The 13,772-nt window shown below is 30.0% G+C and carries 13 protein-coding genes; 11 read left to right on the forward strand and 2 right to left on the reverse strand.

Annotation, left to right across the window (positions count from 1 at the left end; all coding sequences use genetic code 11):
• Positions 1–140: 140 nt before the first annotated feature.
• Together C4S76_RS00495 and C4S76_RS00500 are read right to left on the reverse strand one after the other, a co-directional pair.
• On the reverse strand, positions 141–1,256 hold the full coding sequence (locus C4S76_RS00495; RefSeq protein ID WP_181044004.1) for a helix-hairpin-helix domain-containing protein: 1,116 nt from the start codon (positions 1,254–1,256) through the stop codon (positions 141–143).
• Between the two features lie 94 nt (positions 1,257–1,350).
• Complete coding sequence (locus tag C4S76_RS00500) at positions 1,351–2,070, reverse strand: histidine phosphatase family protein (RefSeq protein ID WP_105191588.1); 720 nt, start codon at positions 2,068–2,070, stop codon at positions 1,351–1,353.
• 393 nt (positions 2,071–2,463) lie between these two features.
• On the opposite strand from C4S76_RS00500, the gene C4S76_RS00505 reads away from it, so the two are divergent.
• The 11 genes from C4S76_RS00505 (at position 2,464) to C4S76_RS00560 (ending at position 13,772) form a co-directional block, all read left to right on the forward strand.
• Positions 2,464–3,123 (forward strand): GNAT family N-acetyltransferase, encoded by a 660-nt coding sequence (locus tag C4S76_RS00505; RefSeq protein WP_105191590.1) that lies wholly within the window; start codon positions 2,464–2,466, stop codon positions 3,121–3,123.
• 5 nt (positions 3,124–3,128) lie between these two features.
• Complete coding sequence (argG, locus tag C4S76_RS00510) at positions 3,129–4,313, forward strand: argininosuccinate synthase (RefSeq protein WP_105191592.1); 1,185 nt, start codon at positions 3,129–3,131, stop codon at positions 4,311–4,313.
• A 15-nt stretch (positions 4,314–4,328) separates the two neighbouring features.
• Positions 4,329–5,309 carry an N-acetyl-gamma-glutamyl-phosphate reductase gene (gene argC / locus C4S76_RS00515; protein ID WP_105191594.1) on the forward strand — a complete coding sequence of 327 codons (981 nt, stop codon included), beginning with the start codon at positions 4,329–4,331 and terminating at the stop codon, positions 5,307–5,309.
• A 30-nt stretch (positions 5,310–5,339) separates the two neighbouring features.
• Positions 5,340–5,744 carry a GNAT family N-acetyltransferase gene (locus tag C4S76_RS00520; protein WP_105191596.1) on the forward strand — a complete coding sequence of 135 codons (405 nt, stop codon included), beginning with the start codon at positions 5,340–5,342 and terminating at the stop codon, positions 5,742–5,744.
• Positions 5,745–5,764: 20 nt separating this feature from the next.
• Entirely contained in the window at positions 5,765–6,559 is a 795-nt protein-coding gene (gene proC, locus C4S76_RS00525) for a pyrroline-5-carboxylate reductase (RefSeq protein ID WP_105191598.1), read from the forward strand.
• Positions 6,560–6,876: 317 nt separating this feature from the next.
• Positions 6,877–8,004: an aspartate aminotransferase family protein gene (locus C4S76_RS00530; RefSeq protein ID WP_105191600.1), complete on the forward strand. Its 1,128-nt coding sequence runs from the start codon at positions 6,877–6,879 to the stop codon at positions 8,002–8,004.
• A 10-nt stretch (positions 8,005–8,014) separates the two neighbouring features.
• Positions 8,015–8,968 (forward strand): N-acetylornithine carbamoyltransferase, encoded by a 954-nt coding sequence (locus C4S76_RS00535; protein WP_105191602.1) that lies wholly within the window; start codon positions 8,015–8,017, stop codon positions 8,966–8,968.
• Positions 8,969–9,168: 200 nt separating this feature from the next.
• Entirely contained in the window at positions 9,169–9,951 is a 783-nt protein-coding gene (gene argB, locus C4S76_RS00540; protein WP_105191604.1) for an acetylglutamate kinase, read from the forward strand.
• A 9-nt stretch (positions 9,952–9,960) separates the two neighbouring features.
• A complete protein-coding gene (locus tag C4S76_RS00545) occupies positions 9,961–11,043 on the forward strand; it encodes a M20 family metallo-hydrolase (RefSeq protein WP_105191606.1) in 1,083 nt (360 codons plus the stop codon).
• A gap of 18 nt (positions 11,044–11,061) precedes the next feature.
• Complete coding sequence (gene argH / locus C4S76_RS00550) at positions 11,062–12,342, forward strand: argininosuccinate lyase (RefSeq protein ID WP_105191608.1); 1,281 nt, start codon at positions 11,062–11,064, stop codon at positions 12,340–12,342.
• Between the two features lie 962 nt (positions 12,343–13,304).
• Positions 13,305–13,772, forward strand: coding sequence for a BON domain-containing protein (locus tag C4S76_RS00560; protein ID WP_105191612.1), 468 nt, complete (start codon positions 13,305–13,307; stop codon positions 13,770–13,772).

Consider the following 13,772-nt stretch of genomic DNA (forward strand, 5'->3'; position numbering starts at 1 on the left):
AATCTTTATTTACTTTATTTTAAAGATACAAGTATAATTAAATTTCAGTAACAATAATTTCTTATAAACCGAAGGCATTTAACTAAATGACTATTTTTATATTTATAATTAAAAATATACATACGGTTAAAGAGCGAAAGTTAAAACTGTATGTAAGGTTCTATTTCATTAAATTTATTTTCTGATATTACAAAACATTGCTTTATCTGTTGTTTAGATGTAAACCTTCCTCCTAATTTATTTTTATATTTAATTATTACCTCTGCCTGTTTCTGAGAAAAACCAATTTTTTGCCAATCAGCAGAAGAATAAAGATTAGGATTGAATTTGCTCAAAGTATATTTAATTGTTTTATCATCTATTGAAAATTTTTCTTGTTCATTTTTATTAATTTTTTCAGGTAACTGAATAAAAGGAGCTAATTCTTTGTATTTTTCTTCTGAAATGATATAACATTTTTTTATTTGATCTCTAGAAATAAAAATTCCCCCTATACTATTTTTATATTTTAAAATACTTTCAGCCTGTTTTTGTGTAAAACCTATCTTTTGCCAATCTAAAGAACTGAATTGATTAGGATTAAATTGACTAAGTGTATATGTTGTATTCGTATATGTTTGATTATTTTGATTGATATTTTCAGGAAGCTCAATAAAAGGGGCTAATTCTTTATATTTACTTTCAGAAATCACAAAACATTTCTTTAATTGATCTTTAGAGATAAATTTTCCTCCTATAAGTTCTTTATATTTTATGATAACCTCAGCTTGTTTTTGTGTAAAACCAATATTTTTCCAATCCGTAAGAATAAAACTATTGGGATTAAATTTTTTTAAAGTATATTGAGTAAAAGTTGGATGATCAGTTTTATTCCCAGTTATTTTTTCAGGTAACTGAATAAAGGGAGCTAATTCATAATATTTCTCCTCAGAAATTACGAAGCACTGTTTAAGTTGCTCTTTAGAAACAAAGTGTCCCCCTACTAAATTTTTATATTTGATAATGATGGATGCCTGTTTCTTAGAGAAACCTATATGTTGCCAATCTGCTTCTGAATAAGCATTCGGATTAAAGTAAGTTGTAAGAATAGGCTTTGAATCTGTTTGATTTTCAGAATTTATAATATTCTGTATATTTAAAGGTAAAGATTCCTTTTCTACCTTTCCGGAAAATAAAGAATCTCTATGAATATAAATTTCTGTTCCTATAATAAAGGCTAATAAAAACAAAAGTCCTACCCTTTGTTCTCTGATCATTTTAAACCTATATCCGATTTTATAAATTTTTTTAAAGATCATCCTTTATTAACATATTATTACAATCAACTAATATGCTTATTATTTAAAATTTCTATTTCATTTTTATCAATTTCTTTCCTTTTTCAACATAACTCATATCTCCCATGGATTCAACCTTAAACTTACCATCTTTAAAAACAACCTTACAAACAGAAGCATTACCTAAATCATCTGTAACTAAATCTCTTCCTCCTAAATTTTGTAACATAAATTTTATGCACATACCATGAGCTACAATAAGAACATTTTTTTCTTCATTTCCCTTACTTTCTTTTTTTGCAATTTCTAACAGGGCTTTTTGCGTTCTTTTTTCCACCTCATCAAACCCTTCTGCCATACCTAATTCATCCAATTTTTTTATAACATTTGCCACCTGTTCATAAGTAATATTTTTTTTCACATCAAAAACATCACGTAATAAATCTTTACTACTCTTATATTGTAAATATAAAGCAGCATCTTTCCACATATTATTAGTAGGGTCAGACTCGTAACTTCCAAAACATACCTCTCTAAATTCAGTTTTTTCTACAACCTTCACACTTTTTTGTCCATGATGTTCCAAAATAATATTAATAGTTTCATGTGTTCTACGTAAGTCACTACAATAGGCAGAAGAAAATTGAATATCAGATAAACCTGCTCCTAAATATTTTGCAACCTTAGCTCCTTCATGAGTTAAAGGAGAATCACTCCACCCCTGAACTTTTCCTAATGTATTTAAAATCGTTTTTCCATGTCGAGCTATGTAAAAAGTTACCTTTGTACTCATATTATTTTAAATCTTATTTTTATTATAACAAATATAAATATTTTATTATATTTAGATATGGATGATTAACTTTCTTCAAAAAAATTCAGCCTTACTCATTTCATAAAAATTATTTTTTTTTATAATAAAATATATTATACATTTGTGTCAGATAAAGTTATTAACTTTGCTATTTTAAAAATATCGATTAATTGAAATTAAATTTTAAAATTTTAAAATTATCTGCAAGCAATATTCTAATTAAAATTGCAAATAATTTTTATTCCCTTTCCTTCTCAGAAAAATTCTGTAGGCAGGTTAGGCTTTGATCTTTCAGAGCCGCTACCTTTGCTATAAATAGTAATTTACCTTTAACTATTTTTTAAATTTCACTTTAAATTTATTGTTAAAAGAATGAATATTAACATTGTTGTTGCCGATCAAAGACATTATAAATACGCCGAACAAATCTGCGAAACCATATATCAGTCTGCAATTGTAAGAGGAACTGGAATAGCCAAAAGAACTCCTGAATACATACAGAAAAAAATGGATCAAAAACAAGCGATTATAGCCACCGATGGTGAAAAATTCGCAGGATTTTGTTATATCGAAAAATGGCAGAATGGGGAATTTGTAGTTCATTCCGGGTTAATTGTACATCCAGATTATAGAAGCTTAGGCCTTGCAAAGAAAATTAAAAAATTTGTGTTTGAATATACAAGAAAAAAATTTCCTAATGCTAAAATATTTGGTATTACCACTGGATTAGCTGTTATGAAAATCAATTCTGAATTAGGATATAAACCTGTTCCTTTTTCTGAATTGACTGACGATCCTGATTTTTGGAATGGATGTAAAACTTGTACTAATTTTGGAATATTACAAAGTAAACAAAATAAAATGTGTCTTTGTACTGGAATGCTTTTTGATCCTAAAGCCCAAAAAAATTCAAAAGAAGAAAAATATACTTTTGATAAAAAAGTCCTTTCCCGGTTGAAAAAAATAAAACAAGCTTTTTTATTATCCCCACATAAAAAAGAAAATGAAATCATTCATAAAGATAATAAATAAAACCCATGAAAACAGCCGTTTTAGCTTATAGTGGAGGATTAGATACTTCCTATTGTTTAGTTCGTTTAACAAAAGAAGGATATAAAGTTCATACAGTTATTGTTAATTCAGGTGGTTTCACTCCTGAAGAACTTGCACAAATTGAAAACAGAGCCTATGAATTGGGCTCTTCAAAACACAAAACTCTAGATATTACAGAACTATATTATAAAAATTGCCTACGTTTCTTAATCTATGGTAATATATTAAAAAATAATACCTATCCTTTATCTGTTAGTGCCGAAAGGATGTTTCAGTCTATAGCAATTGCAGAATATGCAAAATCCGTAAATGCTCCCTATATAGTTCATGGAAGTACCGGAGCAGGCAATGACCAGATACGTTTCGATGTAGCTTTCGCTGTAATTTCACCTAATTCTGAGATTATCACTCCTATTAGAGATGAAAAATTATCTCGACAACAAGAAGTTGATTATCTACAAAAAAATGGAGTAGACATGAATTGGGAAAAAGCAAAATATTCTATTAACAAGGGCATCTGGGGAACTTCTGTCGGAGGGGTGGAAACTCTTTCTTCCGACTTGGGTTTACCCGAAGAAGCCTATCCCACACAAATTTCCGAAACAACTCCCTCCGCAATTGAAATTGAATTTTTAAAAGGTGAACCTGTCGGATTGAATGGAGAAAAAATGAATTCTGTCCAATTAATTCAAAAACTTAATGAAATCGGAGGAAAATATGCTATTGGAAGAGATATTCATGTAGGAGATACCATTTTAGGCATTAAAGGCCGTGTTGGTTTTGAAGCTCCTGCTCCTATGATAATAATTAAAGCGCATCACTTATTGGAAAAACATACCCTTTCCCGTTGGCAGTTATTACATAAAGATTCTTTAGCAAACTGGTATGGGACTTTACTACATGAAGCTCAATATTTAGACCCGGTGATGAGGGATATAGAAGCCTTCTTGGAATCTTCTCAAAAACATGTAAGCGGAAAAGTGAAAATACAACTCAACCCTTATCATTTTCATCTGATAGGAATAGAATCTCCTTATGATATGATGCAATCTAAGGTAGCTACTTATGGAGAAGAAAATGAAGCCTGGGATAGCAGAGATGCCAGAGGATTCATAAAAATATTTGGAAACCAGTTGAAAATCTATCATAGTTTTGAAGATAATAACTAAAGGATATAGAAAAAAATGAGTAAAATAAAAGTAAGTATTGTTGGAGGGGCTGGTTATACGGCCGGAGAATTATTACGGATTCTTATACATCATTCTCAAGTAAAAATAACCTCTGTATTCAGCACTTCCAATGCAGGGAACCCTGTTATCAAAGTACATGATGATCTTCTGGGAGAAACCGATTTAGTTTTCACAGACAAAACAGATCCGAATTCAGATGTTGTTTTTCTATGTTTAGGTCATGGTAAATCCAGAGAATTTTTAGAAAATAATCTTTACTCAGAAAATACAAAAATTATTGATCTAAGCAATGATTTCCGACTGCACCCTCATCATACTTTTCAAAAAAGAAATTTTGTATACGGATTACCCGAGTTACAAAGAGAAAAAATAAAATCCGCTAAAAATATCGCAAATCCAGGATGCTTTGCCACTGCTATACAACTTGCTTTACTTCCTTTGGCACAAAAAGATCAACTAAATCATGATATTCATATTCATGCTGTAACTGGTTCCACAGGAGCTGGGCAATCACTCTCTGCTACTACACATTTCACCTGGAGAAATAATAATGCTTCCTTTTACAAAGAATTTACTCATCAGCATGAAGCTGAAATTTCACAAAGTATTCATCAATTAGGAAATAATTCACATGGACTTTATTTTCTTCCTATGCGTGGAGACTTTGCCCGCGGAATTCTGGCAGGTGTTTACTTAAAATCCGATTTATTAGTAGAAGAAGCTAAAAGCATGTACAAAGAGTATTATAAAAATCATCCTTTTACTATGGTTTCCGATACTCCTATCGCTCTCAAACAAGTAGTTAACACAAATAAATGTTTATTGGAAATACAAAAACATAAAGATATTTTATTAATTACTTCTGTAATTGACAACTTGACAAAAGGGGCCTCAGGACAGGCAGTACAAAATATGAATTTACTGTTCAGATTTAAGGAAACTGAAGGATTACAATTAAAACCTGTGGCTTTTTAAATCAAAACATAATATTATAATTTACTCAATATGGAGATTAAATACACAAATAAAATACCCGATATCAATTCATTTTTCTCTCTATATGAAACTACCGGATGGAATGATAAAAATAGAACTAAAGAAGAACTATTTCAAGCAATAAATAAAAGCTGGTATATATTATCCGCTTATTATGATGAAAATCTTATAGGATTTGGAAGAATTATTTCTGATGGCAGATTACATGCATTTATTGTAGACTTAATTATTTCTCCTAATTTTAAAAAACAAAAAATAGGAACTGAAATTTTGCACCGTTTAACAAATGAAATTCTAAAAGAAGGAATCACAGATATTCAACTTTTTTGTGCAAAAGGAAAAAAAAATTTTTATTTAAAAAATAATTTTTCAGAACGTCCAAATGATGCACCAGGCATGCAATATAATATATAATAAAACCAAAAACCTGTAATATGAAAATAGCAATAATTGGAGCCGGAAACTTAGGATTGGCTATAGCTAAAGGAATTATTAATAGCAAAATAACCGAAACATTGTATATAACTAAAAGAAATATAAAAACCCTGCAAGAATTAGAAACTATAGATAATGTGTTCCTTACTTCTGACAACAGGAAAGCTGTAAAAAATTCCGATATAGTTATTTTTGCTATTCAACCTGCTCATATGCAAGAAATTTTACTTGATTGTAAAGATTTATTTAAAGAAGGACAAACCTTAATATCTGTAGTAGCAGGATTCAATATTCATAAAATTGAAGATATTATAGGAGATCATTTATCTATTATTCAAGCCATACCCAACACCGCTATATCTGTTAATCAATCCATGACTTGCATTTGTAGCAATAAAAAAGGAAAAGAAAAAATTAACCTTGCCCAGAATATTTTTAATCAATTGGGATATTCTATAGAAGTTCCTGAAGAACAAATGCAAGCTGCAACAGTGATCTGTTCCAGTGGAATAGCTTTCTGGATGAGGCTTATTCGTGCTCAAACCCAAGGAGCCATAGAACTAGGGTTAGAACCTAAAGAAGCAGTTGATATGATTACTCATACATGTATAGGTGCTGCTCGTTTGCTTATATCAGGAAATAACCACCCAGAACAGGAAATTGATAAGGTTACCACTCCTGGAGGATGTACTATTGCTGGATTAAATGAAATGGAACATCAAGGATTAAGTTCTTCTATTATAAAAGGACTTTTAGCTTCTTATAATAAAATTAGTAAAATCGCAAAGAATTAAACTATTAATTAATGTCGATAGAAGCAAATAAAAAAATATTATCTTTATTCTGTATTACTTTTCTTACGTAATCTTATTATGAAAAGAAAGAAAAGGACTTCTATATAGTTAGGTTAGATAATCATATAGCATTTATTTACACTAACAATAATAATATATATTTTGTACATTCTAATTATTATGAACCCGAAATCAGAGTAATGAAACAAAAAATAAATCAAAAAATACATTTAACGATTCCAAATATGGAATGATTGGAAAAATTTTATTTCCGAAAATGATCGAAAAATGGATTTTAAATACAAAATATTAAAAAAATGAGTTTATTCAACGTATATCCTCTTTATAATATAGCTCCGGAAAAAGCTTCAGGTGCTACCGTATGGGACGAAAACGGAAATGCTTATCTTGATTTCTACGGAGGACATGGAGTTATTTCCATAGGACACTCTCATCCCATTTATGTAAAACATATAACTGAACAGGTAAATAAAATAGGGTTTTACTCCAACTCTATTATCAATCCACTACAGGAAAAATTAGCAAACTTATTACCTAAAATCTCAGAATATCCCGATTATACTTTATTCCTATGTAATTCAGGTGCAGAAGCCAATGAAAATGCCTTAAAACTGGCTTCTTTCCACAATGGAAAATCTAAAGTTATTGCTTTCAAAAATAGTTTTCATGGTAGAACTTCAGCAGCAGTTGCCGTTACTGATAATCCTAAAATTGTAGCTCCACTCAATGCTCAACAAAAAGTTATATTCTGTGAGTTAAATGACATAAACGCTGTAAAAAAAGAAATTGCAAAAGGAGATATTTCTTCGGTTATTATTGAAACGATACAAGGAGTAGGTGGTCTGGATGAAGGAAATACAGAATTTTTTAAAGAACTGGAAAAGGTTTGTAAAGAAAGTGGAGTTGTTTTAATCCTTGATGAAATACAGTGCGGATATGGACGCTCCGGTAAATTCTTTGCCCATCAGCATCATGGGATAAAGGCTGATATTATTTCTTTAGCAAAAGGAATGGGAAATGGATTTCCTATAGGAGGGATTTTAATATCACCTGAGTTTAAACCTTCCTATGGCTTGTTGGGAACTACTTTTGGGGGTAATCATCTTGCCTGCGCAGCAGCACTTGCTGTTTTAGAAGTTTTTAAAAACGAAAATATTTTGGATAATGTAAAACGACAATCATCTTATTTCATGAAAAAATTTAAATCACTTCCGCAAATTAAAAATATCAAAGGTAGAGGATTAATGTTGGGACTTGAATTTGATTTTGAAGTAGCTGAATTGAGAAAAAAATTGATTTACGAAAAGAAAATTTTTACAGGAAATTCTAATAATAAAAACTTACTTAGAGTTCTTCCTCCTTTGAGTATAACGCAAAATGAAATCGATAGACTTTTTGAAAATTTAAAATCCTGTTTGGAATAAAACCAGAAAAATGAAAAAATATACTTCTGTTGATGATATAAGCAACTTAAATGAACTTTTGCAGGCTGCAAAAGAAATTAAATTAAATCCTTTAGCTAACAAACAGTTAGGAAAAGATAAAACTATAGGATTAATATTTTTCAACTCTAGTCTCAGAACCCGGTTGAGTACTCAAAAAGCTGCACAAAACCTAGGCATGAGATGTATGGTAATGAATTTAAATACAGAAGGATGGACATTAGAATTTGAAGATGGGGTTATTATGAATGGTTCTGCCTCTGAACATATTAAAGAAGCTGCGCCTGTTATTTCTCAATATTGCGATATTATTGCAATTAGAAGTTTCCCAACTTTAAAAAATAAAGAAAAAGATGAGGCAGAAACTGTGATTTCTTTATTTGTTAAATATGCTTCTGTCCCGGTAATTAGTCTGGAAGGAGCTACCGAACATCCCTTACAAGCATTAGCTGATGCTCTTACTATTGAAGAATACAAAAAATCTGATCGACCTAAAGTAGTATTAAGCTGGGCACCTCATCCCAAAGCGCTTCCCCAGTCCGTCCCCAATTCATTCGTTAAAATGATGAAAAAAATGGATGTAGACTTTATCATCACTCATCCGGAAGGTTACGAACTGAATCCTAAAATTACAGAAGGTGTAAAAATAGAATATAACCAGGAAGAAGCATTTAAAAATGCGGACTTCATTTATGCTAAAAACTGGAGTAATTATATAGACTATGGTAAAATAACTAATCAGGATTCTAATTGGACTGTTGGAAAAAAACAAATGAATTTAACCCGAAATGCAAAATTTATGCATTGTCTGCCTGTACGTAGAAATGTAATTGTTACTGACGAAATTTTAGATGGGGATTCCTCGATTGTTATTCCTGAAGCAAATAACCGAATTTATTCCGCTCAAGTTATTATTACCAAAATACTGGAAGAATTTAAAAAATAAATACTCAAAAAAGACCGAAAAATAATTCGGTCTTTTTTATTTATTTACCTGAAAACTGTTTAATTATTAATAAATTTAAATATTTAACCTACAAATAAACAAAAAGACTTTTTTGAAGTATAAAAATATTTTTATATAAAAAAATCAGCTTTTTAATGTATAAAGAATAAATCTAAACTATTTTTGTATATAATTTAAATATGGAAAAAGATACTCTCACCATAATAAAAATAGGAGGAAATGTAATAGATAATTCTGAGACCCTTTCTACTTTTTTAAAAAATTTCTCTCAATACAAAGGCTTGAAAATTTTAGTTCACGGTGGAGGGAAAGCAGCTACAAGACTAGCAGGAAAATTAGGCGTAGAAACAATTATGATTGAAGGTAAACGTATTACAAATGAAGAAATGTTAGATGTTGCTATAATGACTTATGCAGGATTATGCAACAAAAAAATTGTAGCACAGTTACAAAATTTCAATATTCAGGCAATAGGATTAACAGGAGCTGACGGGAACAGTATATTATCGAAAAAAAGAGAACACACAACCATCGATTATGGATATGTTGGAGATGTTGTCGAAGTTAATGCAAAATGGATTCAGGCAATCATAGACACTGGAACAACTCCAGTATTCTGTGCTTTAACCCATGACAAAAAAGGTCAGTTGCTGAATACTAATGCCGATACGATTGCTCAATCTTTAGCGGTAGGTCTTTCTTCAATATATAATATTAATTTAATATATTGTTTTGAAAAAAAAGGGGTATTACAAAATATGGAGGATGAGGAGAGTATTATTGAAGAACTTAATTATAATACTTATCAATATTTGAAAAATGAAAACATTATACACTCAGGCATGATACCTAAACTAGATAATTGTTTTAAAGCTCTGAAACAGGGGGTCAAAAATATTATTATTGCCAATCCGGATATCATTATAAATCCCCTTATGCTTCATACACATATTTCATTATAACAAAGTCTTATGGAAATAATACAAAAACTCACTTTAGAGTCTATTGATTTATTAAAAAAATTAATTGAGACTCCTTCTTTTTCAGGAGAAGAGTCTCATACAGCCTTAATAATAGAATCCTGGTTTACCCACCATAATATACCTTTTAAAAGGGAAAATAACAATATATGGGCATACAATCAATTTTTTGATGAATCTAAACCCAACTTGCTTTTAAACTCTCACCAAGATACTGTTTTCCCCAATAAAGGATATACCCACAATCCTTTCGAAGCTATAGAAAAAGATGGGAAAATCTATGGTTTGGGATCTAATGATGCGGGAGGGTGTTTAGTATCTCTTTTGGCTGTTTTCACTTATTTTTATTCCAGGAAAGATTTAAAATATAATTTAATTATGGTTGCTTCAGCTGAAGAAGAAAATAGTGGAAAAAACGGTTTAAACAGTGTGGTTTCGCACTTACCTCACTTAGATTGTGCTATAATAGGAGAACCTACCCTTATGCAGCTGGCTATTGCTGAAAAAGGCTTACTGGTATTAGATATCCTTGTAAAAGGAACTGCGAGCCATGCAGCTCATAATAACACAGACAATCCAATATATAACTCTTTACAGGTGATTAACTGGTTTAAAAATTTCTCTTTTGAGAAGATATCTGATGTTTTAGGACCTATGAAAATGACTGTATCACAGATTGAAGCAGGAAAACAACATAATTTAGTTCCAAATGAATGTAGAATAGTCGTAGACATTAGAGTCAATGACTGTTATACCAATGAGGAAGTATATTCTATTATTCAGGATAATTTATCTTCTGATAAAATAATCATTACACCACGCTCCCTAAGACAGAAATCTTCCTCTATTCCTATAGATCATCCTTTAGTTTTAGCCGGAATAGAATTAGGACGAGAAACCTATGGCTCTCCTACCCTTTCAGATCAATCTGTTTTATATTGTCAATCTTTAAAAATGGGTCCAGGTAATTCGCTGAGATCTCATACTGCAGATGAATATATTTACCGAAATGAAATTGAAGAAGCTATTCCTCTTTATATCCAAATATTAAATAAAACCGTCATACAATCCTAACATTTATATATTACAAAAATGAAACTTTGGGAAAAAGGTATTCCAACAGATAAACAAGTAGATTTTTTTACTGTAGGGAATGACAGAGAACTTGATACTGTATTGGCTAAATATGATGTACTGGGTTCTATAGCACAAGCTAAAATGCTTCAAAAAGTAGGTTTAATTTCCGTTAATGAAAAAACTGACTTATTACAAGCTCTAAATGAAATTTTAATAGATATAGAAAAAGGAGATTTTCAGATCGAAAACGATTTTGAAGATGTGCATTCCAAAATAGAGTTTTTACTTACAGAAAAGGTAGGTAATGCGGGAAAAAAAATACATACAGCTCGTTCACGAAATGATCAGATTTTGGTAGATATGAATTTGTTCCTGAAAGAAGAGTTAAACCAGATCAAAAATCAAATCCGGCAGCTATTCGATCTATTAATGGAATTGGCTGAAAAATATAAAAATATTTTAATGCCAGGATATACACATTTTCAGATTGCAATGCCTTCTTCTTTTGGTTTGTGGTTTTCTGCCTATGCAGAAAGTATGATTGACGATATAATTTTAGTAAACGCAGCTTTAATAATAGTAGATCAAAATCCTTTAGGTTCTGCTGCCGGATATGGTAGTTCCTTCCCTATAGATCGTACTTATACTACTAATGAACTTGGATTTAAAACCTTAAAATATAATTCGGTTGCGGCACAAATGAGTCGTGGAAAATCTGAGAAGAGTACCGCCTTTGCCCTTTGCAGTTTAGCCGGAACTTTATCTAAACTGGCAATGGATGTTACATTATATATGAGTCAGAATTTTAATTTTGTTTCTCTTCCTTCCCACCTTACTACCGGATCTAGTATTATGCCTCACAAAAAAAATCCGGATGTATTTGAATTAATACGAGGAAAATGCAATAAAATTCAGGCTTTACCCTATGAATTAACTCTGATTACCAATAATCTTCCAAGCGGCTATCATCGCGATTTACAATTATTGAAAGAAGGACTCATTCCTGCGATTCAAACCATGAAAGCCTGCCTTGATATGACACATTATTCATTAAAAGACATAAAAATTAATGACAACATTTTAGAAGACCCAAAATACAATTACTTATTTACGGTTGATGCGTTAAATGAGCTAGTATCACAAGGGATTCCGTTCCGTGATGCTTATAGAATAATCGGGGAACAGGTAGAAAAAGGAACTTTTCAATCTCCAAAAAAAACTACTCATACCCATGAAGGAAGTATAAACAATCTTTGTCTGGATGAAATAAAAAAGAAAATGTATGAATCTTTATAACCTATGAAACTTCAATATTTTCCTATATAAATTTTCTATTTTTTTTATTACTATAAGAGCAACATCCTGTCATATACAAAAATAAAATTATTTTTAAAGCAAATTTTCATTATGCAAAATTCTTTAAAAAATGGACTATCATTACTGTTGAATGGAATAGTGTTATAATCTTAGGCTAAAAGGAGAACGAAATTCTCTGTATTGGGGAATTTTATTACATAATTAAAGTACTTCCTGAAAATTATATTTTAAGTTTTTCTACTATAGTAAACGCTCAATCGTATTTATTTGAACTTATAACACACTTCATAATAATATTTATCTTAGATTTTTACTTGATAAACTAAATAATTATTTTGCTTAAAAGACCTTTCCATATTTTCTGAAGAATATTCGGAAAGGCTTATCTTTTCAGTCATCTGGGATATCTAACCAAAATAGATTATAATCTTCCTTCTGAATAACTAAACTGGAAAATCTTAAAAACAGAAAGTCAATTTTTTCATAAAAATCAATGGAAAGGAAATCATCTCCTTTAGGGAAAAAGAAAATATTGTAAATTCCAAAGGTTGTTTGGAATTTACAATAAATGGCTCTGTACTTATCAATATAATATTTAGTTAAAAAAAGCAAAGATTCTCAACTTCTCGAAAATTTCACTTAGAAAACCAGGCCTTTTGATTTAGTATTATTTTCTGAATCAAATAGCATAACAACATGGTAATGTAGGAATAAATACCAAAAGATATAGAGATTATTTAATTTTTAACGAAAATAAACTCTAAAAACAAAAGCTTAAAACAACTCTTGCTTTTAATAATTTCTTCAATTTTTAATTATATATATATTATTTATATATGACCAAAATACAACATGTAATTATATCAATATAATAATATAGTTTTTAATGTTAAAATGGAATAATTTTTGATTTTAAATTAAAAATATTAAAAAAATACAATATGAAACAATTAAGACGATTATGTTGGGTTTTAGCTATAGCAAGTTTTTTAAATTTATCATTATCATCATGCAAATCAGGCCCTAAAGATTCTGAATTAAAAACTCAGGCTCAAGCAAAACTCCCTACAGGGATTAGCATTGATGTAAAAAAAGGAATTGTAACGATATCTGGAGAATTTAGTGATGATTTAGCCAAACAATCTACCGAAAACTCATTGAAAGCTATACCCGGAATAAAATCAATTATAGATCAAACTACTGTTAAACCTGTAGAATTCCCAATGGATAATGAATTAACAACAAAAGTTAACGCTGTTATAAAGGATTATACAGGAGTTTTGGCGAATGTAAAAGATGGAGTAGTTACCCTAAATGGTCAACTAAACAGAGCCGATCTACCTAAATTAATGCAAGCCATTAATGCCTTACAACCTAAAAAAATTGAACAAAAATTAACATTAAAATAA

The organism is Apibacter adventoris, from assembly GCF_002964965.1.
GTDB classification, from domain to species: domain Bacteria; phylum Bacteroidota; class Bacteroidia; order Flavobacteriales; family Weeksellaceae; genus Apibacter; species Apibacter adventoris.

What these genes read in the sequence shown, in the direction of transcription:
- C4S76_RS00495 (WP_181044004.1), bottom strand. Translation starts at nt 1,256, where the DNA reads ATGATCAGAGAACAAAGGGTAGGACTTTTGTTTTTATTAGCCTTTATT.
- C4S76_RS00500 (WP_105191588.1), bottom strand. Translation starts at nt 2,070, where the DNA reads ATGAGTACAAAGGTAACTTTTTACATAGCTCGACATGGAAAAACGATT.
- C4S76_RS00505 (WP_105191590.1), top strand. Translation starts at nt 2,464, where the DNA reads ATGAATATTAACATTGTTGTTGCCGATCAAAGACATTATAAATACGCC.
- argG (WP_105191592.1), top strand. Translation starts at nt 3,129, where the DNA reads ATGAAAACAGCCGTTTTAGCTTATAGTGGAGGATTAGATACTTCCTAT.
- argC (WP_105191594.1), top strand. Translation starts at nt 4,329, where the DNA reads ATGAGTAAAATAAAAGTAAGTATTGTTGGAGGGGCTGGTTATACGGCC.
- C4S76_RS00520 (WP_105191596.1), top strand. Translation starts at nt 5,340, where the DNA reads ATGGAGATTAAATACACAAATAAAATACCCGATATCAATTCATTTTTC.
- proC (WP_105191598.1), top strand. Translation starts at nt 5,765, where the DNA reads ATGAAAATAGCAATAATTGGAGCCGGAAACTTAGGATTGGCTATAGCT.
- C4S76_RS00530 (WP_105191600.1), top strand. Translation starts at nt 6,877, where the DNA reads ATGAGTTTATTCAACGTATATCCTCTTTATAATATAGCTCCGGAAAAA.
- C4S76_RS00535 (WP_105191602.1), top strand. Translation starts at nt 8,015, where the DNA reads ATGAAAAAATATACTTCTGTTGATGATATAAGCAACTTAAATGAACTT.
- argB (WP_105191604.1), top strand. Translation starts at nt 9,169, where the DNA reads ATGGAAAAAGATACTCTCACCATAATAAAAATAGGAGGAAATGTAATA.
- C4S76_RS00545 (WP_105191606.1), top strand. Translation starts at nt 9,961, where the DNA reads ATGGAAATAATACAAAAACTCACTTTAGAGTCTATTGATTTATTAAAA.
- argH (WP_105191608.1), top strand. Translation starts at nt 11,062, where the DNA reads ATGAAACTTTGGGAAAAAGGTATTCCAACAGATAAACAAGTAGATTTT.
- C4S76_RS00560 (WP_105191612.1), top strand. Translation starts at nt 13,305, where the DNA reads ATGAAACAATTAAGACGATTATGTTGGGTTTTAGCTATAGCAAGTTTT.